Below are 19997 nucleotides of genomic sequence, written 5' to 3'. Positions count from 1 at the left end.
CTTCGTCGCGTACGCCGCGGCGCCTAACCGGCGGCCCGGCCGCGACCGGCCACTGCGTGGCCGCCGCTCCTCGGGGTCGCGGGTGCGGGGCTGGGAGTGCGGTCATGGCGGACTTAAGTGGCGAGATGTGGCTGGGAGTGCGGCAGGTGGCCGACTTCGGGTTTGGTGTGTGGCTTGGAGCCCGGTAGGTGGCTGACTTCGGGTTTGGTGATGTGGCCGGGGGTGCGGGAGCTGGCGGGTTCAGGCGTCGGTCAGTAGGTCTGCGAGGGTGATTGCTTCGGGGAGGGTCCAGGTTGTGGCTTCGTCGGTGAGTAGTTGTGTCCATGATGGGGTGCCGGCTTGTGCTCGGGTGGTGGTGTCGGAGCGGACCTGGAGGGCGAGGGTGCCGACTCGTAGGAGGACGGGGACGTTGAGGTGGCGGGCGGCGATTGCTGTCTCGCCGGTGATGGCGGCGGCTGCGGTTTTCGACAGGCTGATCGCGCCGGCCGCGGTGTGTGCGGCGAGCAGCATTTCTGTGCGTTTGGCCGCTGCGGACGGTTCCAGGCGGGGGGTGCCGGTCGAGTTGTAGGCGGTCAGGTGGGTGTGGGTTCGGATGACGAGTTCTGTGGCCAGCATTCCGAGGCCGGGGGTGAGCAGGCCTGAGCGCAGGTTCAGGCCGTCGCCGGTGTTGGTTCCCGCGTAGGCGGCGTCGGCGAATTTGCGTAGGTCGCGGATCGGCATGTCGCCTAGCAGGGTCCAGCCGGGTAGCGGCAGGCTCATGGGGGTGACGAAGTCGGCGGCCCAGTGCTTCATCAGGAGGGCGATGGCGTGGTGCAGTTCGGGGGCCTGGGCGAACGGTAGGCCGGATCGGGTGGTCGTGACCCGGGTGACGAGTCGCTGACCGTCGTCCCACCATGTTCCCTCGAAAGTGCCGGTGCGGACCTGGTTCAGTGCGGTGAAGAAGCGGCCGATGTCGTGGCCCGCCGATCGGACGCGGTGTGCGGGGCCGCCGAATTTCGGGCCGGTGTAGTCGATGGGGAGCCGGGCTGAGTCCTTTTCCCACCGGCGCAGCAGGTCGCTGTTCTTCAACGAGCTCAGGCCTTTGAGCACGGTGGCGTCGACCCGGGTGTCGTAGAGGGCGGCGAGTGCGCCGATGAGCCCGGCGGCACCGACGACCACGAAGTCGCCGCCCTCCCACGGGTGTCGCGCCGCTGCCCGCCATGCCTCGAGCTGTGCCAGCGCGACGGGGTCAAGGATGTCGGCGATCTCGGGCTCGCCCCACGCTTCGACCTCGCGGCGTCGCTGATTGTGGGCTGTGAGTTCGTCGTAGCGGAGGCCGGTCGGCGCGTGCGCGAGGCGCTGCGTCGTCGCCTGGTCGATCGGCTCGTCCGACAGGGCCGCGGCGGCGAGGGCTTCGATGTCGTCGAGGTCGCGGGTGAGGGCGTCGAGGTTGCCGAGGAAGTCGGCGTCGACCGGTGGGGTCCGGTCGTCGGTGCTCACGCGGCTTCCTCGAGGTCGTCGGCCAGGGCGGTGACCCCTTCGGCGAGGGTCTCGGTGGTCTTCTTCTCGCCTTCGAGTTCTTCCAGTTCGGCGAGCAGGGCTTGCAGTTCCGCGTCCTCGGGGCCGGCGACGCGCTCCTTGAGCCGGTCGGCGACGGCGCGGAAGCGGGCGACGCGGTCTTCGGCCGCCACCCGCTGCTCCCGTTCCGCGTTCACCTCCGCCTGCTTGGTCTCGAGCTGCGCGCGCAGGATCTCGATGCGTTCGGCCAGGGTCGCGACGGTCCTGCCGAGGTTGGTGACCCGCTCGCGGAGGCTGACGATGACGGCCTTGGCCGCCTCCTCGTTGCCGTCGACATCGCGCAGGACGAGCTGGGTTACCACGTGGAGCCGGATGGCGTCGGCAGCGACGCGAGCGGCGGTGAACCCGGCGGCCTTACCGGCGAACGTGACCGCACCGGCCCCGGCCGCGCCGCTGAGTCCGGTGATGAGGGCGGCGCCACCGGCCATGCCGAAGCCACCGGCGGCGATCGATCCACCGCCCAGCGCGGCCATGCCCGCGGTCGTGGCGACCGCGCCCGAATAGCCGAGCACGAGTGCTCCGTACGCACCGGCGATGGCCGGTGCGGCGAGGCCGCCGGTGAGGACGCCGAGTCCGAGCCCGGCTCCGGCGAGCAGCGCGTACTTGGTCCAGGAACCCGTCTTCGACAGGGTCTTGATCGCGTCTCGATAGGCGGTTTCGACTGCGTCGAGGTCTTCGGGATGCAGTTGATCCATCGACCGATGCGCCTCGCCCAGCGTCTCGGCGCGCACACCCTTGTCCCACTTGCCCTCGACCCACGGTTCGAAGCCGTACAGGTCGATGAGCAGCAGCAGGGCGCGCGACCTCCGCGCCACCAGCGAGGACAGCTGCGGCCCAGCGGATTCGAGGACCTCGAGATCCGGCGCCGCGCCATCGGCGGCGATCTGCCGGACCGCCGCGGCGACCGCCGATGACCAGTCCTCGTCCTCGCGCTGTCCGATGGCATCGACCACGCCGGTGCGAAATACATTGCGGGCCTCGCGCTTGCCCGCGAGGTGCTTGCCCTTCGACGCGGCGATGTCGCGCTGCATCATCCGGTACTGCCATGCCGTCAGGATGAAGTCCTCATCGGCGGAGAGTTCGAGCTTCTTCTGAACCTGTGCGGCTTCCACGCGATGACATTAGCTGTCTCGCAACGATCTTCGAACGGTTCAGATCAGCTCGTCGATGATGGTGAAGTCGACGCCGTCGGCTTCGGCGAGGAAGGTGGGGCCGGTGGCCTGGTTGCCTCGGAAGCCGCGGCGGGAGGTGGGGCCGTCGAGGGTGATGCCGTCGGCCAGGCGGGCTGAGATCGTGGTGACGTCGAGGGTGCCTACGGTGTCGGCCAGGGCGCGCAGGATGTGCATCGACTCGTAGGTGGCGTTGCTGAAGGTGGTCAGGGCGGGGGCGAAGGTGCCCTGGTGTTCGCGGTAGCGATCTCGGCGGGCGCGGCCGTCGGTGAGGTGGTCGTCGACGAAGAAGCTGGATGCCACGTACAGGTTGGTGTTCGCCGACGGGCCGCCGCTGAGCAGGACGTTCTCGTCGACGGCGGGGCTGAGGCGGGGAAGGATCGGGGGCAGGCCCGCGGTGGTGAACTGGCGGTTGAAGCGGGCCGTGTCGGCGCCGACCATGAGGACCAGGACGGCGTCGGCCAGCAGCAGTACCGGATCGTGCAGGAAGGCGCGGAAATCGGTGGTGCCGAGGGGGACGTAGCGCTCGACGACGATGTCGCCGGGGGCGGGGAGGGCTCGGCGCAGGGCGCGGGCGGTCTGACGGGGCCAGATGTAGTCGTTGCCGATCACCGCCCAGCGGCGCACGCCGAGTTCGCGCGACAACCAGGCGGCGGCGGGGACGATCTGCTGGTCGGGATGTTCGCCGACCAGGAGCACACCGGGGCGTTCGTCGGACAGGCCCTCGTGGCCGGTCGCGTACAGGTAGGGGACCCGGCCGTCGGCGGCGACGGCGACCGCGCGGCGCACGGCGGAGGTGTGCCATCCGGTGATCGCGCCGACCATTCCGGTGGCCATCAGTGCCTCGACCTCGGCGGCCACCTCGTTCGGTTTCCGCCCGCCGTCGATGGTTGTCAGCCGAATTTCACGACCGAGAATTCCTGTGCCGCTGTTGATTTCATCGACGGCCAGGGAAATGGCGGCGGTGCACGACGGTGCGATGATGCCACCCGGCCCCTGGGTGGGCACGATCGAGAGAATCTCGATCGTTTCGTCCCGGCTCTCGTCGAACGTGGGCATTCTGTACCCTATCGCCTAGTGCGAGAGGTGGGAATGTCGTCGGTGTCCATCATCAGTGGTTATTCCACGCTGCACGGCGCCCTGCGCTCGGCGGAGCGTAATTGGGTCGGTCAACTCGAATCCGCGTTGACAGCGGACAATCTCACGGCGGATCACTGGGCGATTCTGTCGCAGTTGTCCACCGACGACGGGGTGACCATGTCGGAACTGGCCGCCCACGCGCGCCTGGCCCCGTCCTCGGCCACCCGCCACGCCGACCATCTCGCCGAACGCGGCCTGATCTTCCGGGTCGCGGCCACCGATGACCGCAGGCGCATCCTGATCGGCCTGAGCAGCCTCGGCGCCAAGCTGGTCGGCCGGATTCGCGCGCAGGAACAGTGCGCCGAAGAGGAGCTCCGGGGCCGGTTGGGCGCGCGCCGCTACACCGATCTGGTCGCCGCCCTGTCGGTCATCGCCGAACTCGAGGACTGAGCCCGCCGCCTCCGGCGCCTAGGATCGCCGTCATGCCGGTATCTCTGACAGCGGCCACGGCCAGCGGACTGTGTGCCTTCATCGATGCGTCACCCTCGCCGTTCCATGTGTGCGCGACGGTGGCGGCCGAACTCGACGCCAACGGTTTCACGCCCCTGACCGAGGCGCAGGCGTGGGAGCAGGCCAGTGGCAAACACTATGTGGTGCGCGGTGGTTCGCTGATCGCGTGGTCCGATATCGCGGACACGCCCGCCGAGCCGTTCCGCGTGGTCGGCGCGCACACCGACAGCCCGAATCTGCGCGTGAAGCAGCATCCCGACCTGGCGTCGGCGGGCTGGCAGCTCGTCGGGCTCGAGCCGTACGGCGGGGCGTGGCTGAACTCCTGGCTCGACCGCGAACTCGGGCTGTCGGGACGATTGAGCGTGCGCGAGGGCGCGCGGCTGAACGATGTGCTGGTCCGCATCGACGAGCCCATCCTGCGGGTGCCGCAGCTGGCCATCCACCTGTCCGAGGATCGGCGCGGGGTCACCCTGGATCCGCAGCGGCACGTGAACGCGATCTGGGGGATCGGTGACACACCGGTCTCGTTCCTCGACTTCGTCGCCGAGCGGGCCGGGGTCGCCGGTGCCGATGTGCTCGGCTGGGAACTGATGACCCACGATCTCGCCCCGAGCACCCTGGTCGGCCGCGACAACGATCTGGTCAGCGCGCCCCGCCTCGACAACCAGGGCACCTGCTACGCCGGACTGCAAGCCTTCCTGGCCGCGGTCGACGAACCGGGCACGGCGACGCCGGTGCTGGTGATGTTCGACCACGAGGAGGTCGGCAGCCAGTCCGATCGCGGCGCCCAGTCCGATCTGCTGCCCGCCGTGCTGGAACGGATCGTGCTCGCCCGCGGCGGCGGTCGCGCGGACTACCTCGCCGCGTTGGCCGGTTCGATCGTCGTCTCCGGCGACATGGCGCACGCCACGCACCCGAACTACCCCGAGCGACACGAACCCGCGCATCGCATCGAGGTCGGCGGCGGGCCGGTGCTCAAGGTCAACCAGAATCTGCGCTATGCCACCGACGCGGCGGGTGCGGGGGCTTTCGCGCTGGCGTGTGCGCAGGCGGGGGTGCCGTTGCAGCGGTATGTCCACCGCGCGGACCTGCCGTGCGGGTCGACCATCGGACCGATGACCGCCGCCCGCACCGGCATCTCGACCGTCGACGTCGGCGCACCCCAACTCGCCATGCACTCGTGCCGCGAACTCATGGGCGCCGCCGACGTCCCCGCCTACGCTGCCGCCCTCGCCGCCTTCCTGACCCCGGCCGAGGACTGAGTGCTCAGGCCGCGGCGAGTTCCGGTTCGGCCGAGGGCTTCTTGGCGGGCCGGTAGGTGACCACCGCGTACACGATGACCGCGAACGTGGCCCACACGTAACTGCTGCCCACGATCTGCTGCCACCAGGTCCAGTCGAGTTCCTTGCCCTCCGAATGCGGCAGAACCCACTGCGGGCCGACGAGGAACATGAGGGTGAACACCGCCACCATGGCGGTGAATCCGCGGGAGCGTCCGCGCACGACCAGGTCGACGGCCACGACCAGCGCGGGCGCCACCCACACCCAGTGGTGCGACCACGACACCGGCGAGACCAGCAGGATCGCGGCGGCGTTGACCAGCAGCGCCGCCACCTCGTTGCCCGCCTCGATCAGCCGGTACATCCACACCGCGGCCAGCGCCACGGTCAGCAGCGACAGCGCGATCCACAGGCCGGTCGCCAGCGACTCGTCGATGCCGAGCCGGAACAGCGTGCCCTTGATCGACTGGTTGCCCGCGAAGTACGGCGTGCCGATGCGGCCGGTGTCGGAGACGGTGTGGAACCAGTACTCGATCGAGTCGCGCGGGAACAGCAGGAACCCGACACCCACCGCGCCCGCCGCCGAGACCACCAGCGTCGCCGCGGCTTTCCAGTCCCGGCGCAGCAGGAAGTACAGCAGGTAGCCGGCCGGGATCAGCTTGATCGACACCGCGATGCCGATCAGCATCCCGCGCGGCCAGAACGGTTTGCGGACCAGCACGTCGATGACGATCACGGCCATCAGCACCAGGTTGATCTGGCCGAAGTTGAAGGTCTGGCGAACCGGCTCGAGGAACTGGGCGAAGCCGATGCCGGCGATGATCACGGTCAGCACCGTCATGCGGTCGAGCTCGGGACGCACCCGCGCCAGCACCAGCCACAGCGCGATACCGAGGCTCACCACCGAGCTGGCGAGCACGACGAGTTCGGCCACCGCCAGCGGCATCAGCGCCAGCGGTACGAAGAACGCGGCGGCCAGCGGCGGGTAGGTGAACGGCAGGCCGAGCCCGTAGACCGGGGGCATCGGGCCGTACAGGTCGCCGCCGTCGAGCCACACGCGGGCGCCGTTGCGGTATACCTGCAGGTCGATGTACCCGCTCCACCAGTGCGCGAGCACGGCGACGAGCGCCGAGACGGCGAACAACCCGATCGCGGCCGCCAACCAGCGCATCTGCCGGGCGTTCGGCGGGTGGGCCGGAGGTCCGGAAGGAGTAGTACTCGGTGCCGCGTCATGCGCGGGAACAGGCTGCGCGACCTGCTCGGCAACCCCCGGACTTTCGTTCACGGGGCCAAGACTAACGGGTGCCGACCCAGCCGAAGCGCGGGTGTGATCGGGCCAGCATTAGACTCATGACCTGAAGTTCCTCCCCGGCCGAAAGGACCCTGGTCTCCCGTGACACTGCAGGTCGACACCGTCGCCACCGCCGCAGCCACCCCGGATGCTCCGCAGCCGTACAAGGAACTCGGTCTCAAAGACGACGAGTACGCCCGCATCAAGGAGATTCTGGGCCGCCGCCCCACCGACGCCGAGCTGGCGATGTACTCGGTGATGTGGAGCGAGCACTGCTCCTACAAGTCCTCCAAGGTGCATCTGCGCTACTTCGGTGAGACCACCACCGACGAGATGAAGGCCTCGATGCTGGCCGGGATCGGCGAGAACGCCGGCGTGGTCGACATCGGCGACGGCTGGGCCGTCACCTTCAAGGTGGAGAGCCACAACCACCCGTCCTACGTGGAGCCCTACCAGGGCGCGGCCACCGGCGTCGGCGGCATCGTGCGCGACATCATGGCGATGGGCGCCCGTCCGATCGCGGTGATGGACCAGCTGCGCTTCGGCGCCGCGGATGCCCCCGACACCCGTCGCGTGGTCGACGGTGTGGTGCGCGGCGTCGGCGGTTACGGCAACTCGCTCGGCCTGCCCAATGTCGGCGGCGAGACCGTCTTCGATCCCTCCTACCAGGGCAACCCGCTGGTGAACGCGCTGTGCGCGGGCGCGATGCGCGTGGAAGACCTGCACCTGGCCTTCGCCTCGGGCAACGGCAACCGGATCATCCTGTTCGGCGCGCGCACCGGCCTCGACGGGATCGGCGGCGTCTCCGTGCTCGCCTCGGACTCCTTCTCCGGTGAGGAGACCGGCACCGGCCGCAAGAAGCTGCCCGCCGTGCAGGTCGGTGACCCGTTCACCGAGAAGGTGCTCATCGAGTGTTGCCTGGACCTGTACGCGGCCGGGCTGGTCGTCGGCATCCAGGACCTCGGCGGCGCCGGGCTGTCCTGCGCCACCTCCGAGCTGGCCGCGGCCGGTGACGGCGGCATGCACATCGACCTGACCAAGGTCCCGCTGCGCGCCAAGCACATGACCCCCGCCGAGATCCTGTCGAGCGAATCGCAGGAGCGCATGTGCGCGGTGGTCACCCCCGAGAACGTGGACGCCTTCATGGCCGTCTGCAAGAAGTGGGATGTGCTGGCCACCGACATCGGTGAGGTCACCGACGGCGATCACCTCGTCATCACCTGGCACGGCGAGACCGTGGTGGATGTGCCGCCGCGCACCGTCGCCCACGAGGGCCCGGTCTACGAGCGCCCGGTGCAGCGTCCCGATTCCCAGGACGCGCTGATCGCCGACACCACCGCGAACCTGCCCCGCCCCAAGACCGCCGACGAACTGCGCGAGACGCTGCTGACGCTGATCGCCAGCCCGCAGCTGTGCAGCCGCAAGTGGATCACCGAGCAGTACGACCGCTACGTGCGCGGCAACACCGTGCTCGCCGAGCACGCCGACGCGGGCGTCGTGCGCATCGACGAGTCCTCGGGCCGCGGTATCGCCCTTGCCACCGACGCCTCGGGCCGCTACACCAAGCTCGACCCCTACACCGGCGCGCAGCTGGCGCTGGCCGAGGCCTTCCGCAATGTCGCCACCACCGGCGCCACCCCGAAGGCCGTCACCAACTGCCTCAACTTCGGTTCGCCGGAGGACCCGGGCGTGATGTGGCAGTTCCAGCAGGCCGTGCGTGGTCTGGCGGATGGCTGTGCGGCCCTCGGCATCCCGGTGACCGGCGGCAACGTCAGCTTCTACAACCAGACCGGCAAGGACGCGATCCTGCCCACCCCGGTGGTCGGCGTGCTCGGCGTGATCGACGACGTGCACCGTCGCATCCCCACCGGCCTCGGCCTCGAGCCCGGCGAGTCGCTGATCCTGCTCGGCGAGACCCGCGACGAGCTGGACGGCTCGATCTGGTCGCAGGTCGTGCACGACCACCTCGGTGGCGTGCCGCCCAAGGTCGACTTCGCCCGCGAGCAGCTGCTCTCGGAGGTGCTCACCTCGGGTTCGCGCGACGGCATGATCTCCGCCGCGCACGACCTGTCCGAAGGTGGCCTGGCGCAGACCGTCATCGAGGCCGCGCTGGCCGGTGAAACCGGTTGCCGCATCGTGCTTCCCGAGGGTTCGGACCCGTTCGTGCAGCTGTTCTCCGAATCGGCGGGCCGGGTGCTCGTCGCGGTGCCGCGCTCGGAGGAGACCCGCTTCACCAAGATGTGCGACGCGCGCCAGCTGCCGTGGGTGCGCATCGGCGTGGTCGATCAGGGCTCGGATTCGGTCGAGGTGCAGGGCCAGTTCTCGGTGACACTCGACGAATTGCGTTCGGCGTTCGAAGGCACGCTGCCTAAGCTGTTCGGAGCGCACACCTAGTCAACGGATGAGGAGTCGAGCTTGACCATCGATGATGCGAGCTCGGCTCCCCCTCCGGCCGCCGCCGCACCTGCCCCGGCGGCCCCGACTTCCGGCAAGCTCCGCGTAATCCACCTGGTGGAGCGGTTCTTCCACCCGAACTACACCGGCCTCGTCGTGGCCACCATGTTCTTCGGCTGGTCGATGACACCCTCGCTGCTGCCGCGCGGCTGGTTCTTCCAGGGCCTGGTCAGCGGCATCAACGCCACCATCGGCTACGGCCTCGGCTGCGCGCTGGCGTGGGCCTGGCGCCGCTGGGTCTGGCCGCGAATCTCCTGGCCGGACCGGGCGAAAGAGGTCTGGGCGCAGCGGCCGAGCTGGACCACGCTCGCGGTGAAGACCGCGATCGTGACCGTGTGCCTGGTGTTCGCGATCCTGATCACCCTGCAGTCGGCACGCTGGCAGCGCGAGATCACCGATCTCATGGGCATGGAGCCGGTCTCGGAATCACTGGCGGGCTATCTGCGCACGACGCTGGTCGGCGCGGTGGTGGTGAGCCTGCTGATCTGGATCTCGCGCGCCGTGGTTCGCCTGGTCCGCACGGTGACTCGCGGACTGAACCAGTGGGTGCGCATTCCCACCTCGATCGCCCGGCCGCTCGGCATTCTCATCGTCGGCGTGGTCGCGGTGCTGCTGTTCAACGGTGTGCTGGCGAAAGCCTTTTTCACGGTGGCCAATTCGGCGTTCAGCGCGCGCAACAGTCATACCTCCGCGCACGCGATCCAGCCGACCCTGCCCGAACGTTCCGGTAGTCCGGCCTCACTCGCGGCCTGGGACACCCTCGGCTCGGAGGGCCGGTGGTTCGTCGCCAACGCGCCGACGCCGCTGGCGATCGAGCAGGTCACCGGAAAGCCTGCCCGCGAACCGATCCGGGTGTACACCGGGCTGGAATCGGCCGACGGTTTCGAGGCGCAGACCGACCTGGCCGTCGCCGAACTCGACCGCACCAAGGCCTTCGAACGCGAGGTGCTCGTGGTGATCAGCACCACCGGCACCGGCTGGGTCGACACGACCAGCGCCGAGGCTGTCGAGCTGATGTTCAACGGTGACACCGCGCTGGTGGCGACCCAGTACTCGTATCTGCCCAGCGCGCTGTCGTTCCTGTCCGACCGGGACAAGTCGATGTCGATGGGCCGCTTGCTGTTCGACAAGGTCTACGAGCGCTGGGCGGCGCTGCCCGAGGACAACCGGCCCAAACTGCTGGTCTACGGCGAGAGCCTCGGTTCGCAGGGTTCGGAGGGCGCGTTCTCCGGGCTGGCCGACATCCGCAACCGCACCGACGGCGTGCTCTGGGTCGGCCCGCCCAATTCCAACCGGCTCTGGTCGGAGTTCGTGCGCCGCCGCGATCCCGGCACCGAGGAGATCACCCCGATCTTCGCCGACGGACTGTCGGTGCGGTTCGCCGCCGATGCCGATCAGCTCGAGAAACCGTCGCCGAACTGGGCCGCACCGCGCATCGTCTACCTGCAGCACGCCTCCGACCCAGTGGTGTGGTGGTCACCGGACCTGCTGTTCAACCAGCCCGACTGGCTGCGCGAACCGCGCGGACCCGATGTGTCGCCGTCGATGTCGTGGTATCCGATCGTCACGTTCTGGCAGGTCGCGGCGGATCTGCCACGCGCGCAGACGGTTTCGGACGGTCACGGTCACAACTACGGCAACCTGGTGCCCGACGCGTGGGCCGCGGTGGCCCAACCGGCCGACTACACACCGGAATTGGCGGAGCGGATCAAGGCGTATCTGATCGAATCGATGGCCACCGAACGGCAGCTGAAGTGAGATCGGGCCTGCCACGAACCCCTCGATCGTGGCAGGCCCGGCTCCCTCACGACACCGACTTGAACGGATTGTGTTCGGCGATCAGCTGTTCCAGCCGCGCCTCGTCGATCCGCCCGATCAGTGACTGGGTCTCCTGTTGGTCGCGTACCACCTTGGCGAGGGTGAAGCAGCTGGTCACCAGGAACAGGCCCGACATCGCCAGGAACGCGCGCTGCCAGCCGTCCAACGGCAGGTAGGCGATTCCGGCGCCGGTCCCGAACAGGCTGACGGCGAACGCGATCGCGGCCTGGGCCATGTAGGCCGAGGTGTTCTTCGGCTTGGCATTGGGTGTGCTCATGGTCTCAGTGTGCGGACCTCGCGGCCGCCGCAGACGGGTACAACTACTCGAGTTCGGCTAGGTGTTATCGGTACTCGTTACGGGGATTCACGGCCCCGAACCCGTGGTTTGTCCGACCCGGCCGCCATACTGGGACGATGTCCGGAGACGGTTCGAGGGTGGCGACGCTGCGTGCGCGCGGCGGTGTCCTCGTGCGCCGCCTCGAGGATGTCATCGATCTCAACTACCCGGGCCTGCTGCTGGCGACGCTGTTCTTCGCGCTGTCGGTGACCCCGTCGCTGGTGCCCCGCGACTGGCTTTTCCAGGGCCTGATCAGCGGCATCAACGCCGCCATCGGGTACGGGCTCGGCTGTCTGCTGGAGTGGCTGTTCCGGCGGTGGGTGCGGGACCGGATCCCGATGGCCGGACCGCAGGGGCGGGTGCGGTACGCGATCAAGGCCACGCTGGTGGGGGCCTGCGCGCTCACCGCGGCGCTGATGCTGGTGCAGTCGGCGCGCTGGCAGCGCGAGATCACCTCGCTGATGGGCATGGAGGGCACGACGACCTCGGCCTACCTGCGGACCGGTCTGCTCAGTGCCGCGGTCGGGGTGGCGGTCGTCGCGGCCTACCGGACCGTGCGGGTGGCGGTGCTGGTGCTGGCCCGCCAGCTCAATCGCTGGGTGCGGGTACCGCGCGAACTCGCGCCCGCGGCCGGGCTGCTCGTGCTGGTGGTGTTCACGGTGACGATCTTCAACGGTGTCGCCTCGCGGGCGTTCTTCGCCGTCGCCAACTCCGCGTTCAGCGTGCGCAACGACCACACCTCCGAATACGCGGTGCAGCCGTCCAAGCCCGAGCGATCGGGCAGTCCCGCCTCCCTCGCCGAGTGGGATTCCCTCGGCTTCGAGGGGCGCTGGTTCGTCTCCAAAGGGCCCGGCGCCGAACAGATCGCCGCGGTGACGGGAAAACCGGCGCAGGAACCGATCCGGGCCTATGTGGGGCTCGAATCGATGGCCAGTGGGCAGACGGCGGCGCAGCTGGCCGTCGCCGAGCTGGAACGGACCAAGGCCTTCGAACGCGAGGCCATGGTGGTGGTCACCACCACCGGCACCGGGTGGGTCAACGGCATGGCCGCGGGCGCGGTGGAGTACCTCTACGGCGGCGACACGGCCATCGTCGCCACCCAGTTCTCGTATCTGCCCAGCGTGCTCTCGTTCCTGTCGGACCGGGAGAAGGCGGCCGCGGCCAGCCGGGAGCTGTTCGACGCGGTGCACCAGCGGTGGCTGGCCGAACCGGAGGGGCACCGGCCGAAGCTGTTCGTCTACGGCGAGAGCCTGGGGTCGCAAGGCTCGGAGGAGGCCTTCGAAGGGCTCGCCGATCTGCGCGAGAAGGTCGACGGCGCGCTGTGGGTCGGTCCGCCGAACTCGAATCGGTTGTGGAGCCAGTTCGTCGACCGGCGTGATCCCGGCTCACCGGAGGTGACGCCGGTGTACGCCGACGGCCTCGTCGTCCGATTCGCCGACGACGCAAGCGATCTCGGACCCGCCGACACCTGGCTGCCGCCCCGCATCGCCTACCTGCAACACCCCTCCGACCCCATCGTGTGGTGGTCGGCGGACCTGATCTTCACCCGCCCCGACTGGCTGCGCGAACCGCGCGGTTCCGATGTGTCGACCCAGATGCGCTGGGCCCCGTTCGTGACGTTCTGGCAGGTCACCGCCGACCTCACCAACGCGCAGGGCGTCGTCGACGGGCACGGGCATCGATACGGGACGCTGGTGCTCGACGGCTGGCTGGCGGTCGCCGCGCCGCCGGGGGTGAGCCCGGAGGTCGTGGAGCGGATCCGGATGTCGCTGGAGTTGTCGGAGGTCTACGAGCGGGTGGTGAAGTGAGCCGCTTCCGTAGACGGGTGCAGCATTTGAAAGGTGCTGTAGCACTGGCTATCCCGTTGCTGTGGAGCAATCGGGCGCTCCCGGCTCTCGAGCTCCCGCTGCGAGGTCGTACCGCGGCGAATGTGTTGTTCGCGGCGGGATATACGGCGGTGTTCCGTGGCCGCCCGAACTGGTTCTCGGCGAGCGGGTTTCGGTGGGGGATCGGCAGTTCGGCGGTGGTGCTCACCGGTTTCGCTGTCGCGCTGTCGATTCCGGCGCTGCGGCGGTTCCCGCTCGAGGTCGCCGAGCGGGTGCCGGAGACCTCGACGCTGGAGTGGATCGCCCTGCACATTCCGGTGGGCACGGTGCTGGCCGAGGAGGCTGTCTTCCGCGGCACTCTCGACCCGCTGCTCGACGAGTCGCTCGGGTCGTCGGCCCCCGCGATCAGCGCACTCGACTTCGGCCTGTGGCACATCCAACCCGCCAGGACCGCGGGCGAACCGGTCGCGGTGACCGTGCTGGCCACCACCATCGCCGGACTGATCTTCGGCGAACTCCGCCGCCGCTCGGGCAGCGCCACCGCGCCCGCCCTCCTGCACCTGGCGGTCAACGCCGGGGGAGCGCTCGCACCCATCGCGGCGCGGTGGATCGAGCTCAGGCGGTAGCGACGAAGCCCGCGACGGCGTCGGTGAAGGCGTCGTTGTCGTCGCCGGCCGCGGTGTGGGCGGCGGTGCCGATCTCGGCGAGGCGGGCGTGGGGCGCCAGGGCGAGGAAGGCCGCGGCGCCCTCGTCGCTGACCACGTCGGACTTGCCGCCGCGCACGAGCAGGACCGGGATGGTCAGGGCGGCCGCGGCGGCCTCCATCTCCTCGATCCGGCCCTCGGGGTTGGCGTCGACGTCGGTGATGAGGTCCGGGTCCCAGTGCCAGTACCAGCGTCCTTCGCGCTGACGCAGGTTGCGCAGCAGTCCGTCGGCACTGTCGGGACGCGGGCGGTGCGGCATGTACGCGGCGACGGCGTCCGCCACCTGGTCGAGGGTGTCGAAGCCGTCGCGGTGCCTGCCGAGGAAGTCCATCACGCGCGCCACCCCCGCGGTCTCCGAGCGCGGCACGATGTCGACCAGCACGAGCGCGCGGATCGCGGCACCGCCCGGCGTCGCGGTGGCCATCAGGCCGGTGATCCCGCCCATGCTCGCCCCGACCACCACCGCGCCGGCCTCCGCCGTCGCCCCGAGCTGGGCGAGGATGGCGTCGAGGTCGGCGACCATGGTGTCGCGGGAGTAGTCGCGCGTCGGCGACCAGTCACTGTCACCGTGCCCACGCGCGTCCACCGCGACCACCCGCATCCCCTGCGCGGCCAGCGCCCGCCCCGTCCGCTTCCACGAGTGCCGGGTCTGACCGCCACCGTGCAACATCACGACCAACTGGCCGTCGGTGGGGCCGAAGCTGTCGGCGACGAGCGTGAGTCCGTCGACACCGCGCAACCGCAGGGTCGTCGGTTCGAGGGGATCCGTGAAACTCGACATGGGATGAATGTACGACTTCTGCGATACCGGGTGGAGCGGGGTGGTCGAAGTCGGGGTCGACCCGGTTGTGACCAGCGCGGTCGCGACGAGCTGGTCGAGCGCCGTTTCGCTGTGGTGTGTGGTTCGGGAATCACGGCGTCGGGCGGCGTGGTGGGAGGGGGATGCGATCGAGGTCGTGGGCGAGGACGGCGCCGGGGAAGTCGGCCTGTTCCAGGAACAGGGGGTCGTGGGATTCGACGTATCGCTCGGAGAAATGTGTCAGGACAAGGGTTTTCACACCGCAGCTGCGTGCGACCTCGCCTGCCTGACGTGCGGTGAGGTGTCCTCGTTCGTGCGCGTGGTCGGTCTCGGAGTCGAGGAAGGTCGACTCGATGATGAGCATGTCCACGCCGTCGGCGAGCGCGAAGACGTTGTCGCACAGTCGCGTATCCATCACGAACGCCACCTTCTGCCCCGGCTTGGGCGCCGTGCACTCCGCCAGCAGCTCACCCGACAACTCCCGCACCGCCGCCCCGGAGATCCCGTGTGCCCGTAGCTGTTCGGGCAGAAACGTCCGCCCGTCCGGCTCGGCGAGGCGGTAACCGTAGGTGGGGATGCTGTGGTCGAGCGGCAGCGCGGTGATCGTGAACCCGTCGCCCGCCAGCGTCTCGCCCGCCCCGTCGACGGGATGCTCCACCAGCGAGGGTTCCCCGAAATAACTCGTCGCGTACTTCAACCGCTGCCAATACTCGGCACCGTCGGCGGGAAACACCGCGTGCACATCATGCGGAACCCCATCCCGCCCCAGCCGCTGAATGATCCCGGGCACGCCGAGCGAATGATCTCCGTGAAAATGTGTCACACACAGCCAATGCAACTCCGTCGCCGAAGCCCCCGCATGCGACATCTGCCGCTGAATCCCCTCCCCGGGATCGAACAGCACCCCCTTCCCGTCCCACCGCAGCAGATATCCGTTGTGATTGCGGCGGCGCGTGGGCACAGCTCCAGCCGTGCCCAGCACGAGGAGTTCCCGATTGGACATCGCTCCATCCTCGCGGGTTCGCCACGGTCGCGCCACGCGGTTTCGGTCAGCGGACGAACAGGCGCAGTGCCTCCTCGACGACGGCATCGCGGGTCCGGCCGTCGGGATCGGCGTCCGGGCGCAGCCAGATGGAGGCGTGGTTCAGGATGCCGTGCAGGCAGTGCAGGGCCACCGAGGGGTCGGGGCAGTCGAACTCGCCCGAGGTGACCCCGAGGTCGACGACTTCGCGGAAGATGCGGTCGTGGCGGCGGCGCATGGTCTTGATGGCCTCGCTGTGCTCGTCGGGCCACGGCGCGGGGAACGAGAAGAGTTTGCCCACTTCGGGATACAGCACGGTGAGCACGCGCAGTTGCTCGGCGATCAGGGCGCGGAGTCGATCGGTGGGCGAGCGGTCGGCCGCGGTTTCGAGGGCGGCGCCGAGGTGGAGCAGGACATCGGAGGTCAGCTTCTCCAGTGCCGCGGATACCAGCGCGTCCTTACTCGGAAAGTAGTGGTACAGCGTGGCTTTCGCGATGTCGGAGCGTTCGGCCACGTCCTCGAACCGCATGCCCTGATAGCCACTGGCGGACAGGATCCGCAGCGCGGCCTCGATCATCTCCGCCTTGCGGCGATCGCGGCGCCGCGCGGCGCGCCCTGGCGGCGCGACGGCCTCGTCCGTGGTCATCAGCCGATCATAGCCAGGTCGGTCGCTGTCTCGACCTCCCAGAAGTCTGATCGACTGGCGAGAATGAAATTCGACCCGTAGGTTGATAAACGTGACGGAGATGAACGCGCCAGCGACCAGCTACTTCCGCCGGGTCGGTCCGCACCGATTCGTGCCGACGGTCCACGCGGGCGGGGCCTGGGCTGCCGACGAGCAGCACTTCAGCCCGCTCGGCGGCCTGGTCGTGCACGAGATCCTGCGTTCGCGCGAACAGCGTCCCGGGCTCGCGATGAGCCGGATCAGCTTCGACATCCTGGGGCGGATCGGCGTCGAGGAGTTCGACATCGAGGTGCGCACCGTGCGGCCCGGTCGCACCATCGAGCTGGTCGAGGCCACGGTCACCATCGCCGGACGCGATGTGGTGAGCGCCCGCGCCTGGTTCCTGAGCACCCAGGACACCGACAGCGTGGCCGGTGGCGCACCCGATCGGCTCCCCGCGCCCGAATCACTGGACTCCTGGCCGCTCACCTCGGTCTGGCCCGGCGGCTACATCCGATCTCTCGACACCCGCCCCGTCGGCACACCCCAGCCCGGCCGCACCACCGCCTGGGTCCGCACTCCGCTCGACCTCGTCGCCGACGAACCCGTCGACCCACTGGCCGCCTTCATCGCCCTCGTCGACACCGCCAACGGCATCGCCGTCCGCCAGGAACCCACCAAGTGGATGTTCCCCAACGTCGACCTCACCATCCACCTCCACCGCACCCCCGAATCCCCCTGGACCGGCCTCGACACCACCGTCACCTTCGGCCACACCGGCCACGGCCTCACCAGCACCGTCCTCCACGACACCCGAGGCCCCGTCGGCGTAGCCCAGCAAACCCTCACCATCCGCCCACTGGACTGAGCTGTACTCGACGCGTGCGCGTGCCGGATTCGCCGCGGCCGAGTCTCAGGAGTTGGCCAGTTGGGATGCCCGTTGAAACGTCACGCCGAGTACGGCGCCGATGTCGCGGACCGGTACGCCCTCGGCAGCCAGCTGCCGAGCGGTCGCGGTCGCGACTCGCATGGCGTGCGCCTCCTGCCGGGCCGCCTCGGCACGTGCTCGAGCGACTTCGTCGGCCGCTGCTGTGACATCGGTTTCGCCCACGTGCGCGGTGACGTCGAGTTCGACGGTCGAAGGAGCGACGTCGGCAACCGTGCAGATGTAGTCCGTGGCTTCCTTGATGATGTCGGCGTAGCGCCGCGCCTGGGTCAGGCCTTCGATGTTGCCGTTGACGCCATCCAGCTGGGGGATCCGGATCATCCACCAGCGATCGTCTCGGGACACATCGATCCGGTAGGTGGTCATTGTTCCTCCGTGCATTGAGCCTGGCACTGGGCGATCGCCTTGTTGACGGTGCGGACCACGCCTGGTGACTGTGAATTGTGCCCGGAAGCCACAGTCACCGTGACAATTCTGTGTTTGCAGATCCACATGGTGTGGCTGCCTTTGCCTCGGCGGCTGGTGAATCCGGCTGCAACGAGGCGCTTCAGGGTGGTGCGCGTGGGTTCCGATGCAATCACCAATATAGTCTAGTTTATTTGACGAAAACAAGTCTAATCGAGTAGACGAATCGGGCATTCGGATGGTGGCGTTCGCGAGAGGGCGGGGTGGGTAGGGTCGATTCGTGGCTCGAGGTGTGGTGGATCCGGCGGAGGTTCGGGCAGCGGTGATCGCGGTGGGGGACTGGCTGCGTGATGCGAGTGCTCCGGCGCCGGGGCGGACGGATTTGGGGGCGGCGGTGCGGGGGACGGCGCGGGCGCTCGCGGGGAGTGCGCCGGGGCATTCGGTGGAGGTGCGGGTGCCGCCGTTCGTGGCGGTGCAGTGTGTCGCGGGGCCGCGGCACACCAGGGGGACACCGCCGAATGTGGTCGAGACGGACCCGCGGACCTGGCTGTTGCTGGCGACCGGGCTCCTGGATTTCGATGACGCGGTCGAGACCGGTGCGCTGTCGGTGTCGGGGTCGCGGGCGGGTGAGATCGCGGCCTGGCTGCCGATCGTGGCGCTGCGCGCGGCCGGGGATCCGGCCGGCGGGTAGGTCAGGCGGCGGCCTTCTTGTCGATCAGGTTCTCCCGGTGCAGGCCCTTGTAGTCGTAGTACTTGGTGATGACGACGCCGCCGACCAGGGCGAGCAGCAGGCCGAGCAGCGACATCCAGATGCCACGGCCAAGGCCCGCGGTGTAGTCGGACTCGAAGTACAGGATCGAGCGCATGCCCAGGTAGACCTGGTGCATCGGCTCGAAATCGGCCAGCCAGGCGATGTATTTCGGGGTCGCCTGGATCGGCACGGTGCCGCTCGAGGAAGGCAGGCCGAGGATGACGAAGACGGCCAGGTTGATCAGCAGGCCCGCGGTGCCGAAGGCGGCGAGTGAGGCCATACAGGTCAGGCCGACCGCGATCAGCGCCAGTACCGAGAACAGGTACAGCTGCATGGGCTGGTTGCCTTCCACACCCAAGGCCTTCGCCACGATCAGATAGAGCAGGGAGATCACGACGGCCACGATGATCATCACGCCCCACTTGATCAGCAGGGTGTGGAAGCGCGAGATCGGCGTCGGCGGATAGTGCACGTACCAGGGGCCGTACTCGGTGGGCTGGAAGCCCAGTTGCGCATCGACCATGGTGTGGATGACCATCGCGCCGACCACGCCCGCCATCAGGATCAGCAGCGCGTAGAAGAAGGCGGTCAGGCCGAGGCCCGCGCCCTGGCTCAGCGGTCGCCAGTCCTGCTCGACCACGTGGATCGGTTGGGTCAGCGTCAGCTGGGCGGCGCCGGAGATCTGCGGCTCCGGCGCGCCCTCCGGGGTCGCGGCGAGCGTGTCGCGGACCTGGGCGGTCAGTTGCTGCCCGACCTGCGCGTTCACCTCGGTCATCGCCCGCGCGCCGATGCGGGTCACGATGCCCGCGGAGTACGGGCCCATCCCGGGATTGGTCTGCACGGTGATGATCGGGCGCTCGATCTCGCCGCCGACCACGCTGCCCACCCCGAGAATGCCCAGCCGTTTGCTGAAGTCGCTGGGGATGATGATGGCGCCGTAGATCTGGGCGGTGCGCATCAGCCGCTCGGACTCGCTGATCCCGACGACCTTCAGGTCGACCTGGTCCGCGGGCATTCCCGCCACCAGCGCGTCGGCTACCTGCTTGCCGAAGTTGACCTGCTCGGTCCCGGTGCCGGTGTCGATGGTGTCACCGACGTCCTGGTTGACCAGCGCGATCGGGAAATCGTGCAGATTTCCCTCCGGATCGGAGATGTAGGCCAGATACATGACTCCGAGCAGGGACAACACGATGGAGAGGACGATGGTCGGCGCGAGCACGATCCGGACCCAGCGCCGAGGTGGAATCCGGGGTGTGTCCAACGTCGCTTCCGTCCGCGGTGCCGGATCGGAATCCTTCGGCACCGATGCGGCGTTGTTCACGGGAGACGCTGGGGAATCAGCAGGTTCGTGCGCACTGTCATCGGTGGTCACGATCGGCACGGTA

The 19997-nt window shown here is 69.0% G+C and carries 18 protein-coding genes; 8 read left to right on the top strand and 10 right to left on the bottom strand.

All coding sequences use genetic code 11. From position 1 onward, the window contains the following. Positions 1 to 240: 240 nt before the first annotated feature. Genes ACFVVM_RS33545 through ACFVVM_RS33535 form a run of 3 tightly spaced genes read right to left on the bottom strand, consistent with a single transcriptional unit; the run spans position 241 to position 3785 of the window. Entirely contained in the window at positions 241 to 1479 is a 1239-nt protein-coding gene (locus tag ACFVVM_RS33545) for a hypothetical protein (RefSeq protein WP_387626551.1), read from the bottom strand. Further along, a complete protein-coding gene (locus ACFVVM_RS33540) occupies positions 1476 to 2669 on the bottom strand; it encodes a hypothetical protein (RefSeq protein ID WP_387626549.1) in 1194 nt (397 codons plus the stop codon). The genes ACFVVM_RS33545 and ACFVVM_RS33540 overlap by 4 nt, the downstream gene beginning before the upstream one ends. A gap of 39 nt (positions 2670 to 2708) precedes the next feature. Beyond that, on the bottom strand, positions 2709 to 3785 hold the full coding sequence (locus tag ACFVVM_RS33535) for a substrate-binding domain-containing protein (protein ID WP_387626547.1): 1077 nt from the start codon (positions 3783 to 3785) through the stop codon (positions 2709 to 2711). 33 nt (positions 3786 to 3818) lie between these two features. Here ACFVVM_RS33535 and ACFVVM_RS33530 point away from each other — a divergent pair, with 33 nt between their 5' ends. Beyond that, the gene (locus ACFVVM_RS33530) at positions 3819 to 4256 is read left to right on the top strand and encodes a MarR family winged helix-turn-helix transcriptional regulator (protein WP_387626545.1); all 438 of its coding nucleotides are present in this window, start codon (positions 3819 to 3821) and stop codon (positions 4254 to 4256) included. Between the two features lie 32 nt (positions 4257 to 4288). Beyond that, positions 4289 to 5578, top strand: a complete 1290-nt coding sequence (locus tag ACFVVM_RS33525; RefSeq protein WP_387626543.1) for a M18 family aminopeptidase — start codon at positions 4289 to 4291, stop codon at positions 5576 to 5578. A 4-nt stretch (positions 5579 to 5582) separates the two neighbouring features. On the opposite strand, the gene ACFVVM_RS33520 is transcribed toward ACFVVM_RS33525, so the two are convergent. Continuing rightward, positions 5583 to 6881, bottom strand: coding sequence for a glycosyltransferase 87 family protein (locus tag ACFVVM_RS33520; RefSeq protein WP_387626541.1), 1299 nt, complete (start codon positions 6879 to 6881; stop codon positions 5583 to 5585). A gap of 108 nt (positions 6882 to 6989) precedes the next feature. Here ACFVVM_RS33520 and purL point away from each other — a divergent pair, with 108 nt between their 5' ends. Both purL and ACFVVM_RS33510 read left to right on the top strand, forming a co-directional pair. After that, entirely contained in the window at positions 6990 to 9281 is a 2292-nt protein-coding gene (gene purL, locus ACFVVM_RS33515; RefSeq protein WP_387626539.1) for a phosphoribosylformylglycinamidine synthase subunit PurL, read from the top strand. A gap of 21 nt (positions 9282 to 9302) precedes the next feature. After that, on the top strand, positions 9303 to 11099 hold the full coding sequence (locus ACFVVM_RS33510) for an alpha/beta hydrolase (protein WP_387626537.1): 1797 nt from the start codon (positions 9303 to 9305) through the stop codon (positions 11097 to 11099). A gap of 46 nt (positions 11100 to 11145) precedes the next feature. Here ACFVVM_RS33510 and ACFVVM_RS33505 read toward each other — a convergent pair whose 3' ends face one another. Continuing rightward, positions 11146 to 11436, bottom strand: coding sequence for a YiaA/YiaB family inner membrane protein (locus ACFVVM_RS33505; protein ID WP_336086490.1), 291 nt, complete (start codon positions 11434 to 11436; stop codon positions 11146 to 11148). 137 nt (positions 11437 to 11573) lie between these two features. Here ACFVVM_RS33505 and ACFVVM_RS33500 point away from each other — a divergent pair, with 137 nt between their 5' ends. Together ACFVVM_RS33500 and ACFVVM_RS33495 are read left to right on the top strand one after the other, a co-directional pair. Beyond that, positions 11574 to 13304 (top strand): alpha/beta hydrolase, encoded by a 1731-nt coding sequence (locus tag ACFVVM_RS33500; RefSeq protein ID WP_387626535.1) that lies wholly within the window; start codon positions 11574 to 11576, stop codon positions 13302 to 13304. A gap of 122 nt (positions 13305 to 13426) precedes the next feature. Next, positions 13427 to 13948 (top strand): CPBP family intramembrane glutamic endopeptidase, encoded by a 522-nt coding sequence (locus tag ACFVVM_RS33495; RefSeq protein ID WP_387626533.1) that lies wholly within the window; start codon positions 13427 to 13429, stop codon positions 13946 to 13948. Here the strand turns inward: ACFVVM_RS33495 and ACFVVM_RS33490 are convergent. From ACFVVM_RS33490 to ACFVVM_RS33480, 3 genes are read right to left on the bottom strand one after another with little or no spacing between them, the layout of a single operon-like run. Further along, on the bottom strand, positions 13938 to 14975 hold the full coding sequence (locus ACFVVM_RS33490; RefSeq protein WP_387626561.1) for an alpha/beta fold hydrolase: 1038 nt from the start codon (positions 14973 to 14975) through the stop codon (positions 13938 to 13940). The two genes, ACFVVM_RS33495 and ACFVVM_RS33490, sit on opposite strands and share 11 nt — an antisense overlap. Beyond that, positions 14938 to 15828: a ribonuclease Z gene (locus ACFVVM_RS33485; RefSeq protein WP_387626531.1), complete on the bottom strand. Its 891-nt coding sequence runs from the start codon at positions 15826 to 15828 to the stop codon at positions 14938 to 14940. Before ACFVVM_RS33485 ends, ACFVVM_RS33490 begins: the two co-directional genes overlap by 38 nt. Positions 15829 to 15874: 46 nt before the next feature. After that, a complete protein-coding gene (locus tag ACFVVM_RS33480) occupies positions 15875 to 16492 on the bottom strand; it encodes a TetR/AcrR family transcriptional regulator (RefSeq protein WP_387626529.1) in 618 nt (205 codons plus the stop codon). Positions 16493 to 16592: 100 nt separating this feature from the next. On the opposite strand from ACFVVM_RS33480, the gene ACFVVM_RS33475 reads away from it, so the two are divergent. Next, the gene (locus ACFVVM_RS33475; RefSeq protein ID WP_387626527.1) at positions 16593 to 17378 is read left to right on the top strand and encodes a thioesterase family protein; all 786 of its coding nucleotides are present in this window, start codon (positions 16593 to 16595) and stop codon (positions 17376 to 17378) included. Between the two features lie 45 nt (positions 17379 to 17423). On the opposite strand, the gene ACFVVM_RS33470 is transcribed toward ACFVVM_RS33475, so the two are convergent. Further along, positions 17424 to 17822 (bottom strand): HicB family toxin-antitoxin system, encoded by a 399-nt coding sequence (locus ACFVVM_RS33470; RefSeq protein ID WP_387626525.1) that lies wholly within the window; start codon positions 17820 to 17822, stop codon positions 17424 to 17426. Positions 17823 to 18141: 319 nt separating this feature from the next. Here ACFVVM_RS33470 and ACFVVM_RS33465 point away from each other — a divergent pair, with 319 nt between their 5' ends. Further along, positions 18142 to 18552, top strand: coding sequence for a sterol carrier family protein (locus tag ACFVVM_RS33465; RefSeq protein ID WP_387626523.1), 411 nt, complete (start codon positions 18142 to 18144; stop codon positions 18550 to 18552). Between the two features lies 1 nt (position 18553). Here ACFVVM_RS33465 and ACFVVM_RS33460 read toward each other — a convergent pair whose 3' ends face one another. Further along, a complete protein-coding gene (locus tag ACFVVM_RS33460) occupies positions 18554 to 19873 on the bottom strand; it encodes a YhgE/Pip domain-containing protein (protein WP_387626521.1) in 1320 nt (439 codons plus the stop codon). Positions 19874 to 19997 lie beyond the last annotated feature (124 nt).

This window comes from Nocardia sp. NPDC058176 (assembly GCF_042883805.1).
Classification (GTDB): Bacteria; Actinomycetota; Actinomycetes; order Mycobacteriales; family Mycobacteriaceae; genus Nocardia.
Note: the sequence above shows the minus strand (reverse complement) of the source record. Positions and strands in the feature narration are given on the sequence as shown.